Annotated in this window: 28 protein-coding genes; 11 read left to right on the forward strand and 17 right to left on the reverse strand. The window is 67.1% G+C overall.

What is annotated here, in order from left to right:
• Positions 1-53: 53 nt before the first annotated feature.
• From EAF64_RS08755 to EAF64_RS08765, 3 genes are read right to left on the reverse strand one after another with little or no spacing between them, the layout of a single operon-like run.
• Positions 54-641, reverse strand: a complete 588-nt coding sequence (locus EAF64_RS08755) for a cysteine hydrolase family protein (protein ID WP_129068610.1) — start codon at positions 639-641, stop codon at positions 54-56.
• Positions 628-1,437 carry a YqcI/YcgG family protein gene (locus tag EAF64_RS08760; protein WP_129068611.1) on the reverse strand — a complete coding sequence of 270 codons (810 nt, stop codon included), beginning with the start codon at positions 1,435-1,437 and terminating at the stop codon, positions 628-630. The genes EAF64_RS08755 and EAF64_RS08760 overlap by 14 nt, the downstream gene beginning before the upstream one ends.
• A 44-nt stretch (positions 1,438-1,481) precedes the next feature.
• A complete protein-coding gene (locus tag EAF64_RS08765) occupies positions 1,482-1,946 on the reverse strand; it encodes an MOSC domain-containing protein (RefSeq protein ID WP_129068612.1) in 465 nt (154 codons plus the stop codon).
• Between the two features lie 122 nt (positions 1,947-2,068).
• On the opposite strand from EAF64_RS08765, the gene EAF64_RS08770 reads away from it, so the two are divergent.
• Positions 2,069-3,223: a thiolase family protein gene (locus EAF64_RS08770; RefSeq protein WP_129068613.1), complete on the forward strand. Its 1,155-nt coding sequence runs from the start codon at positions 2,069-2,071 to the stop codon at positions 3,221-3,223.
• Positions 3,223-3,594 carry a Zn-ribbon domain-containing OB-fold protein gene (locus EAF64_RS08775; RefSeq protein WP_129068614.1) on the forward strand — a complete coding sequence of 124 codons (372 nt, stop codon included), beginning with the start codon at positions 3,223-3,225 and terminating at the stop codon, positions 3,592-3,594. Before EAF64_RS08770 ends, EAF64_RS08775 begins: the two co-directional genes overlap by 1 nt.
• 97 nt (positions 3,595-3,691) lie before the next feature.
• Here EAF64_RS08775 and EAF64_RS08780 read toward each other — a convergent pair whose 3' ends face one another.
• From EAF64_RS08780 to EAF64_RS08790, 3 genes are all read right to left on the reverse strand, one after another.
• Complete coding sequence (locus tag EAF64_RS08780) at positions 3,692-4,186, reverse strand: HTH domain-containing protein (protein ID WP_129068615.1); 495 nt, start codon at positions 4,184-4,186, stop codon at positions 3,692-3,694.
• A gap of 91 nt (positions 4,187-4,277) precedes the next feature.
• Positions 4,278-4,778: an HTH domain-containing protein gene (locus tag EAF64_RS08785; RefSeq protein WP_129068616.1), complete on the reverse strand. Its 501-nt coding sequence runs from the start codon at positions 4,776-4,778 to the stop codon at positions 4,278-4,280.
• A gap of 115 nt (positions 4,779-4,893) precedes the next feature.
• On the reverse strand, positions 4,894-5,457 hold the full coding sequence (locus EAF64_RS08790) for a DUF7547 family protein (protein WP_129068617.1): 564 nt from the start codon (positions 5,455-5,457) through the stop codon (positions 4,894-4,896).
• Between the two features lie 138 nt (positions 5,458-5,595).
• Between EAF64_RS08790 and EAF64_RS08795 the strand changes: the two genes are divergently transcribed.
• Positions 5,596-6,180, forward strand: a complete 585-nt coding sequence (locus EAF64_RS08795) for a DUF7504 family protein (RefSeq protein ID WP_129068618.1) — start codon at positions 5,596-5,598, stop codon at positions 6,178-6,180.
• A 40-nt stretch (positions 6,181-6,220) separates the two neighbouring features.
• Positions 6,221-6,391 (forward strand): DUF7331 family protein, encoded by a 171-nt coding sequence (locus EAF64_RS20930; RefSeq protein WP_193767625.1) that lies wholly within the window; start codon positions 6,221-6,223, stop codon positions 6,389-6,391.
• A gap of 48 nt (positions 6,392-6,439) precedes the next feature.
• On the opposite strand, the gene dpsA is transcribed toward EAF64_RS20930, so the two are convergent.
• Both dpsA and EAF64_RS08805 read right to left on the reverse strand, forming a co-directional pair.
• A complete protein-coding gene (dpsA, locus tag EAF64_RS08800; protein WP_129068619.1) occupies positions 6,440-6,985 on the reverse strand; it encodes a DNA starvation/stationary phase protection protein DpsA in 546 nt (181 codons plus the stop codon).
• Positions 6,986-7,089: 104 nt separating this feature from the next.
• The gene (locus EAF64_RS08805; protein WP_129068620.1) at positions 7,090-7,461 is read right to left on the reverse strand and encodes a hypothetical protein; all 372 of its coding nucleotides are present in this window, start codon (positions 7,459-7,461) and stop codon (positions 7,090-7,092) included.
• A 91-nt stretch (positions 7,462-7,552) separates the two neighbouring features.
• On the opposite strand from EAF64_RS08805, the gene EAF64_RS08810 reads away from it, so the two are divergent.
• The 3 genes from EAF64_RS08810 to EAF64_RS08820 all read left to right on the forward strand — a co-directional run bounded on the left by EAF64_RS08810 (position 7,553) and on the right by EAF64_RS08820 (position 11,396).
• The gene (locus tag EAF64_RS08810; RefSeq protein ID WP_129068621.1) at positions 7,553-8,146 is read left to right on the forward strand and encodes a protein sorting system archaetidylserine decarboxylase; all 594 of its coding nucleotides are present in this window, start codon (positions 7,553-7,555) and stop codon (positions 8,144-8,146) included.
• Between the two features lie 80 nt (positions 8,147-8,226).
• The gene (gene acs / locus EAF64_RS08815) at positions 8,227-10,332 is read left to right on the forward strand and encodes an acetate--CoA ligase alpha subunit (protein WP_129068622.1); all 2,106 of its coding nucleotides are present in this window, start codon (positions 8,227-8,229) and stop codon (positions 10,330-10,332) included.
• Positions 10,329-11,396, forward strand: coding sequence for a phosphotransacetylase family protein (locus EAF64_RS08820; RefSeq protein ID WP_129068623.1), 1,068 nt, complete (start codon positions 10,329-10,331; stop codon positions 11,394-11,396). Before acs ends, EAF64_RS08820 begins: the two co-directional genes overlap by 4 nt.
• 162 nt (positions 11,397-11,558) lie before the next feature.
• Here the strand turns inward: EAF64_RS08820 and bioD are convergent, their stop codons facing one another.
• The 8 genes from bioD to EAF64_RS08860 all read right to left on the reverse strand — a co-directional run bounded on the left by bioD (position 11,559) and on the right by EAF64_RS08860 (position 17,663).
• On the reverse strand, positions 11,559-12,254 hold the full coding sequence (gene bioD / locus EAF64_RS08825; RefSeq protein ID WP_129068624.1) for a dethiobiotin synthase: 696 nt from the start codon (positions 12,252-12,254) through the stop codon (positions 11,559-11,561).
• On the reverse strand, positions 12,251-13,510 hold the full coding sequence (locus EAF64_RS08830; RefSeq protein ID WP_129068625.1) for an aminotransferase class I/II-fold pyridoxal phosphate-dependent enzyme: 1,260 nt from the start codon (positions 13,508-13,510) through the stop codon (positions 12,251-12,253). Before EAF64_RS08830 ends, bioD begins: the two co-directional genes overlap by 4 nt.
• Positions 13,510-14,568, reverse strand: coding sequence for a transcriptional regulator (locus tag EAF64_RS08835; protein WP_129068626.1), 1,059 nt, complete (start codon positions 14,566-14,568; stop codon positions 13,510-13,512). Before EAF64_RS08835 ends, EAF64_RS08830 begins: the two co-directional genes overlap by 1 nt.
• A gap of 88 nt (positions 14,569-14,656) precedes the next feature.
• Positions 14,657-15,787: a biotin synthase BioB gene (gene bioB, locus EAF64_RS08840; RefSeq protein ID WP_129068627.1), complete on the reverse strand. Its 1,131-nt coding sequence runs from the start codon at positions 15,785-15,787 to the stop codon at positions 14,657-14,659.
• A gap of 107 nt (positions 15,788-15,894) precedes the next feature.
• Positions 15,895-16,626: a sensor domain-containing protein gene (locus tag EAF64_RS08845; RefSeq protein WP_129068628.1), complete on the reverse strand. Its 732-nt coding sequence runs from the start codon at positions 16,624-16,626 to the stop codon at positions 15,895-15,897.
• Between the two features lie 85 nt (positions 16,627-16,711).
• Positions 16,712-16,981, reverse strand: coding sequence for a DUF7521 family protein (locus tag EAF64_RS08850; RefSeq protein ID WP_129068629.1), 270 nt, complete (start codon positions 16,979-16,981; stop codon positions 16,712-16,714).
• Positions 16,978-17,307 (reverse strand): DUF7521 family protein, encoded by a 330-nt coding sequence (locus tag EAF64_RS08855; protein WP_227738921.1) that lies wholly within the window; start codon positions 17,305-17,307, stop codon positions 16,978-16,980. The genes EAF64_RS08850 and EAF64_RS08855 overlap by 4 nt, the downstream gene beginning before the upstream one ends.
• Positions 17,304-17,663, reverse strand: a complete 360-nt coding sequence (locus EAF64_RS08860; protein WP_129068630.1) for a winged helix-turn-helix domain-containing protein — start codon at positions 17,661-17,663, stop codon at positions 17,304-17,306. Before EAF64_RS08860 ends, EAF64_RS08855 begins: the two co-directional genes overlap by 4 nt.
• Before the next feature lie 166 nt (positions 17,664-17,829).
• Between EAF64_RS08860 and EAF64_RS08865 the strand changes: the two genes are divergently transcribed.
• The 4 genes from EAF64_RS08865 to EAF64_RS08880 all read left to right on the forward strand — a co-directional run bounded on the left by EAF64_RS08865 (position 17,830) and on the right by EAF64_RS08880 (position 19,995).
• Complete coding sequence (locus EAF64_RS08865) at positions 17,830-18,588, forward strand: sensor domain-containing protein (protein WP_129068631.1); 759 nt, start codon at positions 17,830-17,832, stop codon at positions 18,586-18,588.
• A gap of 73 nt (positions 18,589-18,661) precedes the next feature.
• On the forward strand, positions 18,662-18,943 hold the full coding sequence (locus EAF64_RS08870) for a hypothetical protein (RefSeq protein WP_129068632.1): 282 nt from the start codon (positions 18,662-18,664) through the stop codon (positions 18,941-18,943).
• Positions 18,940-19,374, forward strand: coding sequence for a hypothetical protein (locus EAF64_RS08875; RefSeq protein WP_129068633.1), 435 nt, complete (start codon positions 18,940-18,942; stop codon positions 19,372-19,374). Before EAF64_RS08870 ends, EAF64_RS08875 begins: the two co-directional genes overlap by 4 nt.
• Positions 19,375-19,458: 84 nt before the next feature.
• Positions 19,459-19,995 (forward strand): DUF7504 family protein, encoded by a 537-nt coding sequence (locus EAF64_RS08880; protein WP_129068634.1) that lies wholly within the window; start codon positions 19,459-19,461, stop codon positions 19,993-19,995.
• Here EAF64_RS08880 and trxA read toward each other — a convergent pair.
• Positions 19,992-20,393 carry a thioredoxin gene (gene trxA, locus EAF64_RS08885; protein WP_129068635.1) on the reverse strand — a complete coding sequence of 134 codons (402 nt, stop codon included), beginning with the start codon at positions 20,391-20,393 and terminating at the stop codon, positions 19,992-19,994. The two genes, EAF64_RS08880 and trxA, sit on opposite strands and share 4 nt — an antisense overlap.
• Positions 20,394-20,457: the final 64 nt, after the last annotated feature.

Below are 20,457 nucleotides of genomic sequence, written 5' to 3' on the forward strand. Positions count from 1 at the left end.
TTCGTGGCCCGCAAACAGTACGCTCCGAACGACGGGTAGCTCTCGGCGGCGATTCAGTCGAGTTCGACCGACGACAGCACCGCGTCCGCGGTCACGACCGTCGCGAACTCCCCGTCGATATGGGCCAGCGCCGACCGATGCACCTGCTCCGCCGGCATCGACTCACCGTCGAACTCGCGGTCGAACGTGGCCGTCGCGTCCGCGACCAGCAAAACCTCGTACCCGCGGTTCTCGGCCATCCGCGTCGTCGTCGAGACGCAGTGGTCCGTCGTCAAGCCTGCGATCACGAGCTGGTCGGCCCCGCGCTCGTCGAGCCAGTCGTCGAGCCCAGTGCCTACGAAGGCACCGTTTACTCGCTTCGTGACGATGCGCTCGCCGTCGGCCGGTGCCAGTTCGGGCTCGAAGGCGAACCCCGGTTCGCCGCGTCTGAGCGGCGAGTCCGGCTCGGTCGAGTCGTGGCGGACGTGGACCACAGGTCTGCGAGTTTCACGCCACGAGGCGAGCAGTTTGGCCGCACCCGCCTCGGCGTCGGGGTTGTTGCGCTGGCCCCACACGGGATCGTCGAAGCCCTCCTGGAAGTCCACGAGGATCAGCACGGCGTCGTCGGCGACCGTCACCGACCGCTCCTCAATCGGCGGCATAGCCGTCCGGGAGCGTGCTGGGGGCTTTCGGGTGGTCGCGAGTCACGTTGATGGGACACTCGTCCGGAGCCTGCTCCGGCTCCGAGGAGAGCATGTACTGGGGCCACTCGCGGTCGCCCTCGACGCCGTAGTCGCCGATGTCGGCGTGAGGGCAGACGCCGTCGTAGTCTTCGATGCGGTCCTGGATGACCTCGCGGGCGCGCTGGCCGGCCTCGGTGTCGTGGGTGATCCCCTCGAACAGCGACCGGGGCTGGAAAGTGATCTCCAGACCGATGGGGCAGTAGCGACTCTTTCGCGTGTCGTAGAACGGTGCACGACAGGTCGGGAACATCGACTCGCCGCCGAAGGAGAACTCCCAGTAGGGGTCGTCGGGATCGGTCGGTACGTCCTCGGGCCACGGTTCGGGGTCGTGGACGTGCAGAAACTGCAGGAGGTGCCAGAGCCGCTCGTGATACTCCCGCTCGGAGAGGGGGCCCTCCGGCGGCTTGAAGAAGGTCACCAGCGACGCCTGGTCGGAGTGATCCTCGTACGTGTCGAGATACTCCAGTAGCGTGTCACGGAAGCGCAACAGCGCGTCCTTGTCGGTCGTCGAGGAACAGAGCGCGTAGAGCGGGTCGCCGTTCTCGACGGACTCGACGCCGAAAAAGCAGGGGAACGGCGAGCCGTTGCGCTCGCCGAGCAGACCGTTCCGGAAACTCTCCCAGTGGTCGACCGCCCACTCGGGAAGGTCGCCCGCGGCCGCACGGTCCGCGAGCGTCGCCTGATCGAGCAGGACTTCGACTCCCGGTTCGTTCATACTCGTAACTGGGGCCGGGGAACTTTGAAGCTTGAGTTTCGCGCTCACTCCGAGGCTGGTCCGACCGTATCTCCCTCGGAGACGGGTCCGGTCTCGACGATACGGGCCCGGAGGCCGCCCCGATGGACCAGCGCTCCCTCGACGTCCGGCACCTCGGTGTGTTGCTCCAGATACGAACAGGGTTCACACAGCTCGGCACCCTCGCAGACGGCGTCCCCGACGCGGAATCGTGTGTCGACGAGGTGGTTCAGCGCGACGCCGCACGTCGTGACGTTCCGGCGGTGAATGCCCGGTTCGAGGTCGATATCGTAGTCGCGTTCGGCGGCCGCCAGTGCTTCGGCCTCGATGAGCGTGATGGCGCGGTCTTCACCACGGCCGAAGGTGCCCTCGCCCTCGTAGTAGCGGTCACCCTCCAGTCCCTCGCCGGCGACGGCCCGGACGGACTCGACGCGTTCGGGCGGCGCGCCGGGTGTCGGTGCGACGTGGATGCGCTCGACGGTCCCGGTCATGGGGACCAGTTGTGAACGGAATTACAAGACTCCATCGAGACGTGGCTCGCACTCGGGAACACCGGTCGAATACCGCGCTTTCAGCCAGATTTACAATACCGCCCGTTGCAGTTGCAGGTGATATGGACAGGGAGGTTGCCATCATCGGCGGGTCGATGACGAAGTTCGGCCAGCGAGACGCCTGGATACGGGAGTTGCTCGCCGAGGCCGGCGAGGAGTGTCTGACCGACGCCGGCGTCGAACCGGACGCGGTCGACCACGTCTACGTGTCGAACATGGCCAGTGGGGAGTTCGAGGGACAGACGGGAATCATGAACGCCGTGGCCCACGACCTCGGGCTGCTACCGGCCTACAGCCAGCGCGTCGACCAGACCAGTTCGAGCGGTGGGGCGGGGATGTACGCGGCCTGGCAGTCGATCAAGTCCGGGGCCAGCGACATGACCCTGCTCGTGGGTGGCGAGAAGATGACCCACAAGGGGACCGGCGGCGCGACAGACATCATCGCGTCGATCACCCACCCTGCCGAGTACAAACACGGCGTGACGCTCCCCTCCTTCGCGGGGATGACGGCGCGGCACTACCTCGAACGCTTCGACGCGCCCCGGGAGAGCCTGGCGAAGGTGGCCGTGAAGAACCACGAGAACGGCACCCGAAATCCGAAAGCGCAGTTCCAGAAGGAGATCACCGAGGAGAAGGCCCTGGAGAGCCCCATCATCGCCGACCCGCTCCGGCTGTACGACTTCTGTCCGATCACCGACGGCAGCGCGGCGCTCATGTTCTGCCCCGTCGAGGTGGCCGAAGAGTACGCCGACGACTACGCTGTCGTCTCGGGCATCGGCGGTGCGACCGACACCCACGTCGTCCACGAGCGCGAGGACCCGACGACGATGGGCGGCGTCGTCGACTCCGGAGCGGAGGCCTACGACATGGCCGGAATCGGCCCCGAGGACGTCGACGTGGCCGAACTCCACGACATGTTCACCATCCTCGAATTCCTCCAGATGGAGGGACTGGACTTCGCGGGGAAGGGTGAGGCCTGGAAACACGTCGAGGAGGGCCGCACGGCCATCGACGGCGACCGCCCGATCAACACCTCCGGTGGCCTGAAGTCGAAGGGCCATCCGCTGGGTGCCAGCGGCGTCGCACAGGGCTACGAAATCTACGAGCAACTGGTCGGTGAAGCCGGCGAGCGGCAGGTCGACGCCGAGACGGGGTTGGCCTGCAACGTCGGTGGCTTCGGGAACTGCGTCATCACCACGATCATGGAGGCACGATAATGTCGATGGACGCCATCCGCTGTCCGAACGGTCACGTGAAGTACCCCACGCACCCCCGCTGTCCGGAGTGTGGCGAGGAACCGGTCGAAACGATCGACCTGAGCGACCGCACTGGCGAGGTCGTCACCTGGACGGAGAGTACCGCGACGCCACCGGGCGTCCGTGAGCCGAACGTCCTGGCCTTCGTCGAGTTCGACGTGGAGGGAACGCCGGTACGCGCGCTGGGTCAGATCGCGGACAACGCCGACGTCGAGACCGGTGACGAGGTGGAACCGGTGTACGCGGAAGAACTGCGAGAGCCGGGCGTCGGGCTCAAGCCCGCCGACGCGGATCAGGAGTGGGACGGGTACCGATTCCGACTGTCTCAGTGAGGGCTCTGTCCGAACCGACAGTCGGAATCGGAGGTTCCAGCTTTCCCAGTGAAGCCGCTGTCGGAGTAGCTCGGCTCAATCGAACCCGGACGGTGTCTCAGGGGTGGGGTCGGTCCGCGCTCGCCTGTCGTGGCTGGCTCCAGGGGCGAGACTGCCCGGCCACCAGTCCACTTCCGGCTTCGAGCATGGAGATCCCGTCGAGGACCGTTCTGATCCCGGTGTCACAGGAGTGTGGGAAGAGTGCGACGAGATCGTCGTCGTCGTACAGGGCCAGACAGACCACCGGGAGGACGGCGGTCCTGTAGCGGCTATCGGTGAAGCTGTTGTAGCAGTCGTGGCGCTCGAACGCGGGGGCGAGTTCGACGCCGTGGGCGTCGGCCCAACCCTCGAACTCCCGGCAGAGAGCGAACTCCCGACGGGCCTGGGTGTCCCCGACCGTCACTCGGTGGGGCCAGCGCTGGACCTGCAGGTCCCGGATGATGCCTGCCGCTGCCAGCGCCTGCAGGCGACCGAGCACTCGGGATTGCTCGGTCTCGGCTGCTATCGGCACCCCGTTGCGGAGGTACAGTTCCGCGCGTGTGACCTGCGTCATGGTTGCTACCTACACGCTGTCGGTGCGCTTAGCTGTTTGGGAAACGATCACACAGTTGTCGGTGGGACGACCGCGGGCAAAACGTCCGGTGTCAGTCGGAGATTTCGGCGAGGTCGACCTGTTCGGTCTCCTCGGACTCGAGTGGCTGGGTGACGCGACCCGGAGCGGCTTCGATGGCGCGGATACAGTCGAGGACGGACCGGGAGCCGTCGTTGGTCGAGTGAGGGTAGACGGCGTCGAGGTCGCCGTCGCGGTAGACGGCGAGACAGAGCGCGGGGAGGACGAGCCACTCGCCCCGCTCGCCGGATTCCATCGAGTAACAGGACCGGGTATCGAAGAACGGTTCGAGCGCGACGCCCGTTTCGTCGGCCCAGTCACGGAATCGCTCGTACTCGCCGAGTTCGTCGTGGTCCCCCGACAGCGGCACTTTCTTGTTCCAGGTACGGATCGCCACGTCGCCGACGTAGCCGTCCTCGGCGAGTTGCTTGAGCCGTCCCGCCACCTCGTCACGTCGCCGCGACGCGACCTCGGGCAGCGAGGACCGAGCGAACAGTTCGACCCATGTCCCAGCGGTGCTCCCGTTACCGGTCATTTGTACTACGGGATTTGGCCATGAAATAAATAAAACCTGCTATGTTAGGCTTCGTTGACACTGTTACTCACGGGACGGGGCGGTGCCGGCAGTCCCGTGGTCCGTGACGGTGGCGTCAGGCCGAGCTGGAGTCGTCGTCCCCGTCGAGGTCGTCTTTGATCGACTGGAGTTCGGCGTCGACGTCGACGGGTACCGGCCCACCGGCCTCGGCGTCCGCGCCGGGGTCGCGTGACTCCGTCTCTGCGGCGAGACGGTCGTCGATCTCGTCGCGCAGTGACCGCGCCTCCGCGAGGACGCGCTCCGCCTCGTCGTCGGTGGGGCGACCCTCGATGGCGTCCTGGACGTCCGCCAGCACGTCGTCCAGCTTCCGGACGGTGGTCTGACTGAGCTGGACCGCCCGGTCGCGGACGGGTGTGTCGCGCCCGTCTGTCAGGCTCCGCTCCGGATCGGCGAGCCGGATCGCTCGCTGGAGCAGTCGGAGAGCCCGGACGTTCGTCTCGAGGACGAGGATCGCCGCCGGAATCGCCACTTCGTCGGTGAACTGCAGGAGTTCCCGCGGGGAGGGCGGGCGGAGCCGCCGTCGCTCCCCGGGTTCGAGTTCACGCTGCAGGTCCCGTAGCGACCGTGCGAGGTCCGCCGTGAGGCGCGCGAGGTCCTCGTCGCTGGCCGAATCGCTCATACGACCCGTACGGAGCGTCGGGTCTTAAGCCCGGGTCTTCATCGTGGTTCGGCTAGCCGGATCGTGACAACGAACTGTGTGTTTCGATCGCCGAAACCAATGCAAATCTTATGTCTCTGGGCGCGTAAATAATCCTCAATGAGCGCGATATCCGCGGCCGCGAAGGTCCCGGGGGTGCTGTCGGGCCTCAAACGCCGTGGGGGTGGAATCCTCGTCGTGGGGGCAGCGGGCGAACAGCAGCGCCTCTGTGACCGGTTGCTCGGGTCGTCGGACAGGGAACGAGTCGTGGTGGGGTCACAGGACTCCTGTCTGACGGCCAGTTGCACACGGGACGCGACGGTCGTGCAGGGACAACCGGCGCAGGCGACGGCCTGCCGGGCCGGTGCAGTCCTGCAGTCGTCGTCGCTGGCGGATCGAGTGACGGCGGCTATCGACGAGCACAGTCACGGCCTGGCCCCGGCGGAGTTACGGGTCTGCCTGGGCCCGGTAGCGCCCGACACGCTCCAGGCCAAATCGGTCTTCCTCGACGCCGTCCTGGAGAAAATCGGAGTAGTGAACGCGCTGGGACACGTGCACGTGTCCGAACCGTACGACAGCGACCTGGTCCGTCGGCTGGAGCCGCTGTTCGACGCGATCGTCCAGGTTCGTGACGACCCGCGCCCGCGACAGCGCTGGCACTTCCCTGAGCACGGGGTCACCACCGACTGGGTCGATTTAGGCTAACCAAAACCCTTTTAGATTTAGGCCCACCTAACCTCAGTCAATGAGCCACGCGCCGGACACCGTCGACGAACCCGAGCCGACGGCCGAACCGGAAGACGACGCACCGCTGATCAAGAGCCACCGGGCGACCGACGAACGGACCGTCTTCACCGAGGACGGGAACACGGACGGCTGGATCGCGACGGATCTGACCGTCGAGTGTCGGGAGTAAAATACGGAGTCGCGCGTTCCGAACGGACGCTTCTCGCGACCGAGAGTTCTATTCTGCGCTCGTCTCGAACACGAGCGTGTCGTCCTCGAGGTAGTGGTCGAGGTGGTGAGCGTCGTCCTCGGTTTCGACGAGGATCTCACGCAGGATCTCGGCGGTGGCGTGGTCGCCGAGTTCGGTCGCGAGTTCGATGTGTTCCCGGAGGCTCTCGATGACGTCGCCGTAGATCTCCAGATCGTTCTTCAGGGAGGTGCGGATCGGGTACACGTCGCCGTCCTCGTGGGGGACGCCGGCCCGCTCCGAGAGGTTCGGCATGCTCGCGACGGGCGTACCGCCGATGGCTTGGAGCCGTTCGGCGATCTGGTCGGCGGCGGCCTCGGCGTTCTCGGCGGCCTCACCGAGGAAGATGTGGAGGTCGCGGAACTCTGCCCCCTCGACGTTCCAGTGGTGCTTGCGCAGCTGGTGGTAGAGGACGTAGGTGTCCGCGAGGTCGTCGTTGAGCGCCTCGACGATCTGTTCCGCCTTCTCCTGATCGAGCCGCAGTGCGTTCTCCTCTACTTCACCGAACTCTTTCCGGACGGTTTTCTCGGTACTCATTTCGTCTAGATGGTGGTCCCGCGGTATCATAAACTTTGGGTTCGGAAAACAATTTTTCGCAAGCCAAAAACTGATTTTGGGGAGCCGAAATTTCGGGGCGTCGCTCAGGGGCGGCTCAGGACCATCGCCCGTTCGCCGTCGCCGATACTGGCGCCGGTTTCACGTCGGCACTGTTCTTCGTGGGCGTCGAGGAGTGCGTGGAGGTCCGCTTCGGAGATGTCGAGCGCGTCGGCGAACTCGTCCCAGACGTGGGCTCGCAGCCGGAGGTAGTAGGTGTCGTCGGTCCGCTGGAGGATCGGCTGTTCGTGAAACTGCGACCGCCACTCGTAGACGATGTCCTCGACGCCGGGATTGTCGCGGACCTGTCGCTGGTGCCGGGCCAGGAGGTCCCGGAGGGCCGGTTCGTCGAGGTCGTGCCGGCCGGCGACCGTTCCGAGCAGGTCGTCGTCGAACGGAGCGAGCGTGTCCTCGGTCATCGTTCCAACGAGGACCGGCAGGGACAAAAACACCGTCGCCGCCGAGGCCCCGGTCCGATAGGTTCATTCCCTCGGGACCGAACGGAGAGGTATGTGCGCTCGTTTCGCCCGCGGATCCTGGCGGTACGCGGCCCCTCCCGCGCTCGTCGGGCTCTTTCTGTTGCCGTTCTCGCTGGCCGGCGCGGCCGTCGCCTTCCTCTCTAGCGGTGCCGCCCTGGGGTTCCACCGCGATCCGGACCGGAGTCCACCGGCGGACGGGCTCCTCGCACCCGCCGACGGACGAGTTTCGGTCGTCCGCGAGGAGGACGGCCGGCTCCGTCTCGGCGTGTTCATGAATCTGACCGACGTGCACGTCAACCGCGCGCCGCTGTCGGGGACCGTCGAGGCCGTGACTCACTCGCCGGGCAAACACTGGCCGGCGTTCACCAAGGAGTCGGACCGCAACGAGAAGGTCCACGTCGAGTTCGAGGACTACACGCTCGTCCTGATCGCCGGTGCGATCGCGCGGCGCATCCACCCCTACGTAGAGCCGGGCGAGAGTGTCGAGCGCGGCCAGCGCATCGGCCACATCTCCTTCTCCAGTCGGGTGGACGTGATCATGCCGGAGGGTGTGACTCGCGACGACCTCTCTGTCGAGAAAGGGCAGAAAGTGACGGCCGGCGAGACGCGGTTAGTCGAGCGCTGAGCGTCCACCGTCCCGGCATCGGGGGGGCAGGCTGGCCGGTTTCCCGAACTATATCCGTCGCGGTGGCGAACCCGCGAACGATGGGCGAGCTAGCTACGATGTTCGCGCCCGACCGGGTAGCGGTCGTCGGCGCGACCGAAAGCGAGGGATCAGTCGGCCGCGCCATCACGTCGAACCTCGCCGCCGACTTCGACGGCGAGGTGGTCCCCGTCAATCCCAACGCCGAGTCCGTCCTCGGACTGCCCTGTTACGAGGACGTGGGCTCGGTACCGGGGACGGTCGACGTGGCCGTGGTAGTGGTGCCGGCATCCATCGCCGTGGACGTGGTGGCGAGCTGTGGCGAAGCGGGGATCGAGAACGTGGTCGTCATCACGGCCGGGTTCAGCGAGGCCGGCAGTGACGGCGCGAGCCGCGAACGCCGCCTCCGGGAGGTCGCCGACGAGTACGACCTCAACGTCGTCGGGCCCAACAGTTTGGGGATCATGAGCACCGGCGTCGGGATGAACGCGACGTTCGGCCCCGAGAACGCCCAACCTGGCCCGATCTCGTTCATGAGCCAGTCCGGCGCGTTCGTCACCGCGGTGCTGGACTGGGCCAACGACCGTGACGTGGGCTTCAAAGACATCGTCTCGCTGGGCAACAAGGCGGTGCTAGACGAGCGCCACTTCGTCGCCGAGTGGGGTGAAGACCCCGAGACGGACGTGATCCTGGCCTACCTCGAAGGTATCGAGAACGGCGGGCAGTTCATCCGGACGGCCCGCGAAGTGACTCAGGACACGCCGATCCTGATGGTCAAGTCCGGTCGTACCGAGGCAGGGGCCTCGGCCGCGGCCTCCCACACCGGGACGATGGCCGGCAGCGAACGCGCCTACGAGGCCGGGCTCGAACAGGCCGGCGTCCTCCGCGTGGAGACGGTCCAGGAACTGTTCGACTACGCCGGCATCCTCTCGGGGCAACCGCTCCCCGAGGGCGACGGGGTCGCCATCGTCACCAACGCCGGAGGCCCGGGCGTGATGACGACCGACGCCATCGGCGACTCCGACCTCGACCTGGCCTCGTTCTCGGACGATACCATCGACGCACTGACCGAGGCCCTGCCCGCGGGCGCCAACGTGTACAACCCCGTCGACGTGATCGGGGACGCGGACGTGGATCGCTTCAGCGAGGCCATTCGTATCACGCTGGCGGACCCGAACGTCGGTGCGGCCATCGTGATGGCCTGCCCGACGGCCACCCTGGCGTTCGAGGACCTGGCCGAGGCGACCGTCGAGTTGCAGGCCGAGTACGAGACGCCCGTCGCGGCGTCGCTGATGGGCGGGGATTCGACGCGCGAGGCCCAGGCCACTCTCTCGGAGGCCGGCATCCCGACGTACTTCGATCCGGCCCGGGCCGTCAGGAGTCTCGACGCGCTCAGGGAGTTCCGCGAGATACAGGCCCGGGAGTACGCCGAACCCACGGAGTTCGACGTGGACCGCGAGCGCGCCCGCGCGGTTCTCGAAGCCGCGAAGCGCCGCGACACCAACAGCCTCGGCGTCGAGGCGATGGACCTGCTGTCGGCATACGGCATCCCGATCCCCAAGGGCGAGATCGTCGACGGGACGAGCGAGGCCCGCGAAGCCGCCGAGCGGATCGACGACGGCGACGGTGTCGTGATGAAGATCGTCAGCCCGGACATCCTCCACAAGTCCGACATCGGGGGCGTCGAGGTCGGCGTCCCGGCCGAGGACGTGGCCGACACCTACGAGGATCTGGTCACGCGGGCGCGCAACTACCAGTCCGACGCGACGATTCTGGGCGTCCAGATCCAGGAGATGCTCGATCTGGACGCCGCGACGGAGACCATCGTCGGGATGAACCGCGATCCGCAGTTCGGGCCGCTGGTGCTGTTCGGGCTGGGCGGTATCTTCGTGGAAGTGCTGGAAGACACGACGGTAAAGGTCGCGCCGGTCAGCGAACCCGAGGCGGAGTCGATGATCGACGACATCGAGTCCGCGCCGCTGTTGCGGGGGGCGCGGGGCCGCGAGCCGGTCGACGAGGCCGGCGTCGTCGAGACAATCCAGCGCCTCTCACAGCTAGTGACGGACTTCCCCGCGATACTGGAACTGGACATCAACCCGCTCGTCGCGACGCCGTCCGGCGTCTCGGCGGTCGACGTGCGACTCACTATCGACCAGGAGAAGCTATGAACCCGATACTCGTCAGTTCGACCGAGGCAAGTACAGGCAAGACGGCCGTCGCGCTCGCGCTGGCCCGCCACGCCGCCGACGGGGGCAAGTCGGTCGGCTACATGAAACCGAAGGGGACCCGTCTGCAAAGCGCCGTCGGGAAGACCCTCGACCAGGACCCGATGCTGGCCCGCGAGATCCTCGACTTGGACGAGCAGATGCACGAGATGGAGCCCATCGTCTACTCGCCGACCTTCGTCCAGGAGGCCGTCCGTGGCCGCGAGGACCTCGACGCGCTCCACGAGAGCGTCACCGATAACTACGAGCGGATCGCCGACGGGAAAGACGCGGTCGTCATCGAAGGGGCCGGCGAGTACACCACCGGCGGCATCATCGACCTGACCGACCCGGACCTGGCGGACCTGCTCGACGCCCGTGTTCTACTGATCGCGAACTACGACGAGCCCGCGGACCTCGACGACGTGCTGGCGGCGGCCGACGCCTTCGGCGACCGACTGGGCGGCGTCCTGTTCAACGGCGTCTCCGACGACGAGTTCGACGAACTCACCGAGGACGTGATCCCGTTCCTCCGGGAGCGTGGCGTCACCGTCTACGGTGCGATTCCACAGGTGCAGGAACTCTCGGGCGTCACGGTCGGCGAACTCGCCGCGGAACTGGGTGCCGACCTACTGACCAGCGACGCGCCGACCGACGCCTACGTCGAGCGGTTCCTCGTCGGTGCGATGGGGCGAGACGCCGCGCTCTCGGGCTTCCGTCGCGCACGCGAGGCGGCGGTCATCACGGGCGGCGATCGGTCGGACATCCAGACGGCCGCGCTGGGCGCGCCCGGCGTCAAGTGCCTCCTGCTCACCGGAGGCCACCGACCCAGCGGCGCGGTCGTCGGCCGGGCCGAGGAAGCGGGCAAACCCATCCTGCTCGTCCAGGGCGACACCCGGACGACGATCGACCGCGCCGAATCGGTCGTCCGGAGCGGCCGCACCCGAGATCCCGGGACCGTCGAGCGAATGGGCGACCTGCTGGCCGACGCCGTCGATCTGGACGCACTGCTGGCCCTCGGCGAGTGACTCACACCGACGCGTAGTTTTCCGACTCTTGTAAGCGAAAGATAAAGACTGTAGGTTTATACAGATTCACGCCATATCGAGGTGTGGAGCCAATTGGCTCCGTAGTGTCACACGCCGGGGGCACACGCCCCCTGGTTTCCCTGTATTCTACGCCGTCGGGATCTAGAGGCGAGATTTCGTCGGAACCACGGACCGTGCTACGTGCTCACTGATGCCGTCGACTGCGACCGTCGGCGAATCGATAGTCAGTGACGGAAGTTGTTCTACTGACACGTCCAACATCTCGTGTAACACGTCGGGATTGGTCCGTTCCGCCGTCGAGGCGCCGTCGTACTCGTTGAGGACGACACCGCTCACCGGGACGTCTCGCGCTCGCAGCGCCTCGACAGTGAGGGCCGTGTGGTTGAGCGTCCCGAGTCCGGAGCGAGCGACCACGAGCGCTGGTACGTCGAGGTCGGCCACGAGGTCGACTACCTCCCGTCCGTCCGCGAGCGGGACGCGAAGCCCGCCGATCCCCTCGACCACGCCGACCTCGGCGTCGGCCATCGCATCCCGACACCCCGACAGGATCGACTCGTAGGACAGGTCCACGTCGGCACGCTCCGCGGCGACGGCGGGCGCGAGTGCCGGCTCCAGTCGCCGGAGACAGGTCGCGGCCTCGTCGTCGCCACAGGCCCGGACCACGAAGTCGGCGTCGTCGTCCGGCGGATGGCCGGTCTGGGAGGGTTTCACTGCGCGGGCGTCGACGCCGGCCTCGCGGAGCCAGCCGACCAGCCCCGCGGTGACGATGGTCTTCCCGACGCCGGTGTCCGTGCCGACGACGGCGAAGTCGGTGGGGTCGTCGAATCCGTCGCTCATACCAGATCCAGCTCCCGCCCGGCCTCGCGAAACGCCGCGAGACAGCGGTCGATCTCGTCCTCGGTGTGGGTCGCCATCGGTGCGACGCGGATGCGGCTCGTCCCCTCCGGGACCGTCGGCGGTCGGATGCCGGGCGCGACGACGTCGTGTTCGCGCAGCCGGTCGTCCAGCGCCATGGCGTCCTTGCGGTCACCGACGACGACCGGGAGGATCTGCGTCTCGCCCCAGACTTCGTAGCCAGCGGCGTCGAGGCCGTCCCGAAGACGGGCGACGTTCTCCCACAGTCGCTCGCGGTGGGCGTCGTCCTCCCGGGCGATTCGCAGCGCTTCCCGGGCCGCGCCAGCGGCGGGCGGGGCCAGGCCGGTCGAGAAGACGAACGACCGTGCGGCGTTGAGCAGGTGTTCGATCAGAGACTCGCTCCCCGCGACGTAGCCACCCTGACTCCCGAGTGCCTTCGAGAGCGTCCCCATCTGGACGTGGACGCGATCCGAGAGTCCCTCGCGCTGGACGATCCCGCCGCCACCCTCGTAGAGCCCGGTGGCGTGGGCCTCGTCGACCATCAGCCACGCACCGAAGGACTCGACCACGTCACAGATCGTTTCGAGCGGAGCCACGTCGCCGTCCATACTGAACACCGAATCCGTGAGGACGAGCCAGGACTCGTCGGTCCCCGCCCGGGTCGCGCGGGCCCGTTCGTCCATCCTCGCCTGCAGGTCCGACGGGTCGCAGTGATCGTACACCACCGTCTCCGCGCCGGCCTGCCGACACCCGTCGACGATGCTCGCGTGGTTGAGTTCGTCGGAGAACACCACGTCGGGCGAGAGCGCCGAGATCACGCCGACGTTCGTGGCGTACCCCGACGAGAACGCCAGGGCGCGCTGGGCGTTCTTCACGGCCGCCAGGTCCCGCTCCAGCGCACGGTGGGCCGGCGTATCGCCGGTCACGAGACGGCTCGCACCCGCGCCAGTTCCGACTTCCCGTGCGGTCTCGGCTGCAGCCCGCTGGACGCGCTCGTCGTCGGCCAGCCCCAGGTAGTCGTTCGCGGCGAAGATCACCTGTTCGGGGCCGTCGAAGACCGGTTCGTCCGCCCCCGGATCGTCGGCGATGGGGCTCCGGGCCGCCACGTCCGCCACGGGTGTGAGGTCCCGACGGAGGCCACGCCGCTCGCGTTCCGCGAGCCGGTCGGCGGGATCGAATCCGCGGTCCGCGGTCCCACGTCCCTCCGTGCGCTCCTCCAGTGGGGCGTCGCTGGCCATCAGAACCCGGGCATCAGGTCGGCGGGGCCGAAGACGCCGTACTCGCCCGTACGATTCCGGCGGACGCCGGCCTTCAGATACCCCAGCGCCGGGCCGTTGACGTTGGCCGCCATGCTCGTCGCGTCGTCCAGTTCGAAGGTGTTCGTCCCGGTCTCACCGTCGAAGGTCGTCCCCGTGACCCGGACTGTGGTCGTAGTCGGTTTCTCGTCGCTGGTCACGTCGAGAATCCCGCCGACGGTCACGTCCCCGGCGTCGCAGATGCCCGCCCGTTCCAGGAGGACGTCGTCGGCGTGTTCCATATCCTCGAACTCGATGACGCCGTCGTGCTCGTCGACGACGGCTTCGATCTCCGCGTCGCTCATCTCCCGGGCGTCGTCGATGTCGTAGTCCGGGAGGTGGGCGATGTCTTCCCGCACCGTGCCGCGGTTGTCCTCGTAACCGGACTTCAGGCCGACGCCCCACCAGATATCGACGTCGTGGACATCGACGAACGACTGGGCGGCGATGGCCGCCGCACCGGTGAGGAACCCGGGCGTCGCGCCCGCACCGCAGACGAACGTGATGCCCTGCGCCTCGAACTCGTCGGTCCGCTCGTCGAGCATGTCGATGACGCGAGAGCGCTTCAGCACGTCCACGAGGACGCCCTCGTAGCCCGCCGCGGCGAAGCGATCAGCCACCCGCGGAATGAAGTCGTGCTCGAAGTTCGGTAGCGCGATCAGGACGGCGTCGACGTCGTCGCTGGCTTCGACGACGTCCTCGATCGGCGTCTCGGTCGGGTCGGCCTGGACCGAGGCCGCGACGCCAGCGTTCTCGCCGGTCTGCTTGACGCCGCCGGAGTCCGCACCTGAGTTACTCGCTGCCGCAGTGCCGCCATCGCTCGCGATGTTCCCTTCCGTCGCCGCGAGCAGTTCGTCCACGTCGAGACCCGTGTGATCGACGGCGACGCCGTTGCGATCACACGCCGCGACCGGTGTGAGGTGTTCCTTGTCCGTCGAAACTTCGAGCGTTCGTCGGCCGATGCCACCGCATCCCAGTACCGCGAAGTTGACTTCGTCCATGTGTCGTAGCTGTGTCCGCATCCGCAGACTTACGGCGTCTGGAGACACCGTTCGCTCGTCCGGCGGTCTCCCGATGGTCGACCTCCCGCTAGTCGTCGAGTTCCGCGTTGCTCGTCGCCGTGCCCGCAGCTGTCTCCGCGTCGGCGGTGCCGGCATCACCGTCCGCGTCCGCGCGGGCCTTCACGGCCTCTTTGTCGAACTCGTTGGCCGCCATGTTCGGCTCCATCCCGGCTTCCTCCATGACTTCGATGTCGTCGCCGGGCGACTGCCCGCCGGTCGTGAGGTAATCGCCGGTCAGGATGCCGTCCGCACCCGCCTCGAACGGCAGGTGCTGTTCGTCCTTGTCGAGGTTGACCTCGCGCCCGCCCGTCAGCCGCACTCTCGCGTTGGGGTGGAGTAGACGGTAGACCGCGATGGTCGCGATGATCTCTTCGGTGCCGATCGCGGCCGAGTCGCCCAGTTTCTCCCCGAGTGCCGTCCCCGCGACGGGGTTGAGGATGTTGACGGGGAGCGAGGACACGCCGACGTCCTGGAGCGCGATGGCCGCGTCGACACGGTCCGTGGGCGACTCACCCATCCCGAGGATGACGCCGGCACAGAGGTCCATGCCCACGTCCTTGGCGAGTTCCAGCGTCTCCACCCGGTCCTCGAAGGAGTGGGTGTCGACGATCTCCGGGAAGAAGTTCGGCGAGGTCTCGACGTTGTGATTGTAGTGATTGATCCCCTCGTCGGCGAGGATTTCGGCCTCCTCGCGGGTGAGGATGCCGAGGCTGGCGTCGACTTCCACGTCGGTCTCGTCCCGCACCAGCCGGATCGCACGCAGCACCTCCTGCCACTCGTCGGGCCGGTTCTCCTTGGAGACGCCCTTCTCCGCGACGACGATGCCGAACCGCTGTGCACCGTCGCGTTCTGCGCGTTTGGCCGCGTCGAGGATCTCTTCGGGGTCGAGAAAACCGTAGGTCTCGATGCCGGTGTCGAAGTGGACCGACTGCGCACAGAATCCACAGTCCTCCGCGCAGTTGCCCGCTTTCGCGTTCACGATGGAACAGGCGTCGACCGTGTCGTCGCCCAACTGTGAGCGCACGTAGTCGGCCCCGGCCGCGAGTTCCTCGACCGGCTGTGCCAGCAGGGCGAGTCCGTCTCTGCGGTCGAGTCGCTCGCCCGCCAGCACTCGTTCGACGGCGTCGTCGATCGTCCGATTGCCGGTCTCGTAAACCACACACAATTCGTCAGTTGACGAGGTAATAAAGCTAGGGGTGCGTGACCGACTGGTGACGACCAGGCAACTGTGGGGGCTTCGGGTTCGGCCGGAGAGCCGGGTCGTCGCTACGCCGGTGTTCCGTCGGAGCCGTCGACGTCCAGCAACGCGGCCGTGGAGACGCCACCGAACGTGGCGAGGCCGTTGACGAGGTGGAGGGTGAGGAGCGTCGCGAACGCGCCGACGACGGCCAGCGCCGCGGCTTCCGGGAGGGTTTCGGCCACCCAGAGCGGTTGCCCCCTGGAGACGATGCCCACAGTGAGTCCGTCGGTCGCCGACGCCACCTGCAGTGGCACGTCGGTGAGGACTGCGATCGGTGCGGCCAGCAAGACGAGCGAGACCGTCGCCGCGGCGGAGAGGACGGCGAACGCCGTCAGTCCGAACACGAACTTCACGCCGACGAGGACCAGTGCCGTCCAGGTCGTGGGTGCGGTCACGACGGTCCGCGCCCAGGCCAGGATGGACCCCGGATCCCACCCGTCGGCGGCGTCTCCCCGCTGGAGGCATTCGGGGGCCGGGACGTCCATCCCCAGCAGGTGACGCGCCAGCGACGCCTCGAAGCCAGCGATCAGCGTCACGCCGTACAGCGTCACCAGCAGGATCGGAACACCGACGAGCGTGATCAGCAGGCCGACGCCGGTGGCGACGCCGACGGTGACGGCGACGAAGTACGCGAGCCCGAGCGGGAAGGAAAGCAGGAGGTACGCGAGGCTTCGGTAGGTCTGTCCCCGGAACGGGACGCCGAAAAAGCCCCGGAGGCTATCCGTGAGGGATCGGTCAGGTGCGGCAGTCCGTGTCATCTGTCCACCTAGTCGTCGAGGCGGAGGCCCCCTATACCCCGAACCAGCGTCGCCGAGTCAGGGACACGGCCCGAAAATATAAGTATCAGTTGCGGAACGTCCGGTAGATTGCCACCAGACCGAGCGTGTGGGCCAGCAGTATCGCGACGAGCGCCTGTGCGTCGGAGAGTGCCAGCAACGGGCCGAGCAGTTCCATCACGAGGAACGGGACGACGGTGATCGCCACGACGCCGACGGCCAGTGCCAGCATGACACCGCTGTCGTTCTGTCGGTAGCCCCTGAACGCGAGGGCGGCGACGAACACGCCGACCACTGCGGTGGCCGCCGTAGCCAGGTCCGCGAGCATTCCGATCATGGGTCGAACACCACGTAGAGGACGGTCAGAAGCCCACACAGTTCGAGGGCGGCCACGGTGAGTCGCCGGACGTCCACGGTCGTCACGTCGACGTTCCCCAGCACCAGCCTGACGAACATCGGCGCGGCCGCCAGCAGGAACAGACCGACGGCCAGCAACAGCATGGGCCGTCGGCCAGTCCGCCGGTATCCCCGGACGAAGTGATAGGTGACGACGACGGACAGCACGAGCGCCAGGCCGAACAGCAGGAGGGCGAAGAGTGCGAACGCGGTCGACCCGCCGGTGGCGCTGACCCCACCGGCCGAGAGGAGGACCGTCTCGATCACGATTCCCCCGTAAACTCCTCGTACAACCTGGTGAAGCGACTCGCCGCATCCTCCTCGGCGCGGTCGACGCTCACGTCGAGGCCGTCGTCGGTCAACTCGACGGTCACCCGCTGGAGACGGGCGGCGTACACCTCACGATGGTGGCCTTCGGGGTCGAGTTGCTGGCGCGTCTCCAGCAGGTCGTGCGCCTGGAGTCGTTCGATCCGGCGGTAGACGGTCGAGCGTGAGGCGTCGCAGAGTTCGGCGAGACGTCTGGCCGAACGCGGCTCGGCGGAGGTTTCGACGAGGATGTCCGTGGCGTACTCGTCGTCGAGGACTGCCAGCACGTCCTCGTCCTCGCCGTCGCTCTGTCTCATCTTCGTCCGGGGTTCTCGGGGACGCCGAAAAAACCCGACCGGTCGAGAAAACGGTACATATCCACCGGTCCGGCATCGGGGAATATGATACCCCGGCCACTGTTGCAGACGCTGCAACACGTGGTGCTCACTTTTATGTCGCACGTCAAACGGTGGGATACGTCAGATGCCTCCGGACGTACGGTCACGGACACCCGCCCTCTCGTTTCCGTCGGTTCGGTCGGCCCTCACCGCACCGTTGCGCCTCCAGTCGTACAAGAACTTCGTGTACCTGTGGCTCGCCTTTCCGCTCGGCGTCGTGTATCTCACCGTCCTGGTCACGGCGTTCGCGATCAGTGCCAGCCTGCTCGTCCTGGTCGTCGGCGTGCCGCTCTTGTTGGGCTGTTTGCTGGTGACGCTCGTCCTCGGTCGGGTCGAACTCGCGCTGAGCGGGTGGCTGCTCGACGTGCCGATCCCGGTCCCTTCCTACGACTATCTCTTCGAGGGGTCCCCGGTCGAGCGCGCGAGCGGCCTGGTGACCGACGTGACCGTCTGGACGACGCTGTTCTACCTGGGCAGCAAATTCGTCTACGGCACGGTCGCTTTCGCCGTCCTCAGCGTCCCCTCGGTGATCAGCGGAACTTTGCTCACTGCGCCGTTGTACTACGACGAACCCGGGGTGACCGTGGGGGTACAGCTCACCGAGCCGATCCGACTGACCCCGTCGCTGTCCCTGCCCTGGAACGAACTGGCCGTCGGCGTCGAGACCATGCTTCGCGTGACCTCCTGGCAGGTCGAGACGCCGCCCGAGGCACTGCTGGCCTCGCTGGCGGGGCTCGTGGCCGCCGTGCTCGTCTTCAACCTCTCGAACGGCCTGGCCCGCGCCTGGGCCCTGTACAGCCGCTACGTGCTGGGCGACAGCAACCACGACGATGCAGCGGCGTGACCGGTCGAATCTGACTGTCGCACCGTGAGAGTTAACTGCTCACCCCCGGAGTCCCTGGCAAGCGAGTCGTTGCATGTTCACGAGGATCCTCTCGCTGGCGACGGTGTTCGTGCTGGCGGCGACGCTGCCGCTGGCGGCGATCGCCGTCCGCGGGTACTGGCGGGCCCCGTTCAGCCGGTTACTGCGGCCGCTCCCCGTCATCCTCGGTGCGCTCGTCGCGTTACACGTGCCCACGGTACTGGCAGTTGACCCGCCCGTCGCGTACTCGACGGTCGTGTCGTCGCTGGCCGTCGCGGCGTCGTTCGCGATGGCGTTCGAGGCGCTACTGCTCCTGACGGGGAGGCGAAAACTGTGATCGATCCCGCGAGTCCGGTGGGACCGCTGATCGGCGATCCGACGCCGTGGCTCCAGATCGGCGGCGTCCAGTTGTCGCGTTACGCCGACCTGTTCCAGTGGCTGTTGCAGTTCATCCAGACCGTCCTCCTGCTGGTGACCAGTCTGTTCCTGGTGTATCCCGTGGTCCGGCACCCACAGAACGTCGCTCACGGGCGCGGGGTGGGCCTGCTGGCACTGGGATTCCTGCTCCTGAGCGCGCAGTGGGCGATGGAGTTCGTTCCCGCCCCCGGCCCGGTCGCGCCAGTGCTTGGACTGGCGAGTGCCGTCAGTTTCGGCGCCGGTTGCTGGGAATTCGCCAGTTCGTTCGTCGATACTGCCGAACGGATTAAGTTAGTCGACGACGAAGGCGGCGACAGCAGCGGGGGATTCGGGGACGACGACGGCGGGTAACGCCGCGCAACACGACGACGGGGGCTTACGGAATGGGACGGACGTATGATACTACAAACCGGTGGGACGGTGGGAGAATCGGCGATGACGAGCACGAGTGACGCGACACAGCGGAGCGAACAGGGGGTCGTTCCGGGGACGCAACTGCTGGCGGCGCTGTCGTCGATGGAGTCGGCGCTGTCGGTACCGCCGGCGGGGGCGTTCGACAACCTCCTGCTCGTCTCGCCAAACTCGCCACGGCAGGTCGAGGCCGAGCTCAGAGACAGGGGCGTCGACGTGTCGAACGTCGGCCTCATCCCGATCTCGGGCTCCGAACACGGCTACGAAGGGCCGCTGTGGACGACCGACACGATCTCGCCGAGCGACCTGACGGGGCTCAGCATGGCCTTCACCCGGTCGCTCCAGCATCTCACCCGGGGCCACGGGTGGGTGTTGTTCGAGAACCTGAACGTCCTCCTGCTGTACGCCGACGAACAGCAGGTCTACCGGCTCGTCGACCACTTGATTCAGAAGACACGCGCACGGGACGTCAGCGCCGCGTATGCGGTCGTCGAGGGCGCGATCGGCGAACGGACGTTCGCCAGGCTCCGGAACCGCTTCGACACGGTTCGGGGCGTCTAACTATACTGTTCGACGAGTTCGACGAGCGTCCCTTCGTCCTGGACACCGACCACCTGTTCGACGGCCTCGCCGTCGGCGAACAGGACGAGCGTCGGCACGCCCTGGACGTTGAACTGCTGGGCGATCGGCTGGTGCTCGTCCACGTCGACCTTCGCGACGGTCGCCGCCGTCTCGGCCGCGATGGCCTCGACGGTCGGTTCGAGCATCTGACACGGGCCACACCAGTCGGCGTAGAAATCCACCAGCACGACACCGTCGCCGGTGAGGTCGGCGAAGTGATCACCGTCCTCGACGTGGACCGGTTCGTCCGGCGACTCACCGGACAGTTCCGACTCCAGTTGCTCTTTCTTTCGCTCTCGGATCGACTCGATATCGTCCGGGTCGCTGGCGTCACTCATACCAGTCCGTACGGTAGCGTCCCCTAAAACGGCGTTGGCTGTGCGGCTCGGGAGCACGACCAGT

This window comes from Halorientalis pallida (genome assembly GCF_004118325.1).
Taxonomy (GTDB): domain Archaea; phylum Halobacteriota; class Halobacteria; order Halobacteriales; family Haloarculaceae; genus Halorientalis; species Halorientalis pallida.

Bases quoted from the DNA above. Each gene is read 5' to 3' on its own strand.
- EAF64_RS08770 (WP_129068613.1), top strand. From the start codon at position 2,069: ATGGACAGGGAGGTTGCCATCATCGGCGGGTCGATGACGAAGTTCGGC.
- EAF64_RS08860 (WP_129068630.1), bottom strand. From the start codon at position 17,663: ATGAGACAGAGCGACGGCGAGGACGAGGACGTGCTGGCAGTCCTCGAC.
- EAF64_RS08820 (WP_129068623.1), top strand. From the start codon at position 10,329: ATGAACCCGATACTCGTCAGTTCGACCGAGGCAAGTACAGGCAAGACG.
- EAF64_RS08775 (WP_129068614.1), top strand. From the start codon at position 3,223: ATGTCGATGGACGCCATCCGCTGTCCGAACGGTCACGTGAAGTACCCC.
- dpsA (WP_129068619.1), bottom strand. From the start codon at position 6,985: ATGAGTACCGAGAAAACCGTCCGGAAAGAGTTCGGTGAAGTAGAGGAG.
- EAF64_RS08835 (WP_129068626.1), bottom strand. From the start codon at position 14,568: ATGGACGAAGTCAACTTCGCGGTACTGGGATGCGGTGGCATCGGCCGA.
- EAF64_RS08830 (WP_129068625.1), bottom strand. From the start codon at position 13,510: ATGGCCAGCGACGCCCCACTGGAGGAGCGCACGGAGGGACGTGGGACC.
- EAF64_RS08880 (WP_129068634.1), top strand. From the start codon at position 19,459: ATGACGAGCACGAGTGACGCGACACAGCGGAGCGAACAGGGGGTCGTT.
- EAF64_RS08805 (WP_129068620.1), bottom strand. From the start codon at position 7,461: ATGACCGAGGACACGCTCGCTCCGTTCGACGACGACCTGCTCGGAACG.
- EAF64_RS08780 (WP_129068615.1), bottom strand. From the start codon at position 4,186: ATGACGCAGGTCACACGCGCGGAACTGTACCTCCGCAACGGGGTGCCG.
- bioD (WP_129068624.1), bottom strand. From the start codon at position 12,254: ATGAGCGACGGATTCGACGACCCCACCGACTTCGCCGTCGTCGGCACG.
- EAF64_RS08845 (WP_129068628.1), bottom strand. From the start codon at position 16,626: ATGACACGGACTGCCGCACCTGACCGATCCCTCACGGATAGCCTCCGG.
- EAF64_RS08760 (WP_129068611.1), bottom strand. From the start codon at position 1,437: ATGAACGAACCGGGAGTCGAAGTCCTGCTCGATCAGGCGACGCTCGCG.
- EAF64_RS08810 (WP_129068621.1), top strand. From the start codon at position 7,553: ATGTGCGCTCGTTTCGCCCGCGGATCCTGGCGGTACGCGGCCCCTCCC.
- EAF64_RS08755 (WP_129068610.1), bottom strand. From the start codon at position 641: ATGCCGCCGATTGAGGAGCGGTCGGTGACGGTCGCCGACGACGCCGTG.
- EAF64_RS08765 (WP_129068612.1), bottom strand. From the start codon at position 1,946: ATGACCGGGACCGTCGAGCGCATCCACGTCGCACCGACACCCGGCGCG.
- acs (WP_129068622.1), top strand. From the start codon at position 8,227: ATGGGCGAGCTAGCTACGATGTTCGCGCCCGACCGGGTAGCGGTCGTC.
- EAF64_RS08865 (WP_129068631.1), top strand. From the start codon at position 17,830: ATGCCTCCGGACGTACGGTCACGGACACCCGCCCTCTCGTTTCCGTCG.
- EAF64_RS20930 (WP_193767625.1), top strand. From the start codon at position 6,221: ATGAGCCACGCGCCGGACACCGTCGACGAACCCGAGCCGACGGCCGAA.
- EAF64_RS08870 (WP_129068632.1), top strand. From the start codon at position 18,662: ATGTTCACGAGGATCCTCTCGCTGGCGACGGTGTTCGTGCTGGCGGCG.
- EAF64_RS08785 (WP_129068616.1), bottom strand. From the start codon at position 4,778: ATGACCGGTAACGGGAGCACCGCTGGGACATGGGTCGAACTGTTCGCT.
- EAF64_RS08795 (WP_129068618.1), top strand. From the start codon at position 5,596: ATGAGCGCGATATCCGCGGCCGCGAAGGTCCCGGGGGTGCTGTCGGGC.
- EAF64_RS08790 (WP_129068617.1), bottom strand. From the start codon at position 5,457: ATGAGCGATTCGGCCAGCGACGAGGACCTCGCGCGCCTCACGGCGGAC.
- EAF64_RS08850 (WP_129068629.1), bottom strand. From the start codon at position 16,981: ATGATCGGAATGCTCGCGGACCTGGCTACGGCGGCCACCGCAGTGGTC.
- trxA (WP_129068635.1), bottom strand. From the start codon at position 20,393: ATGAGTGACGCCAGCGACCCGGACGATATCGAGTCGATCCGAGAGCGA.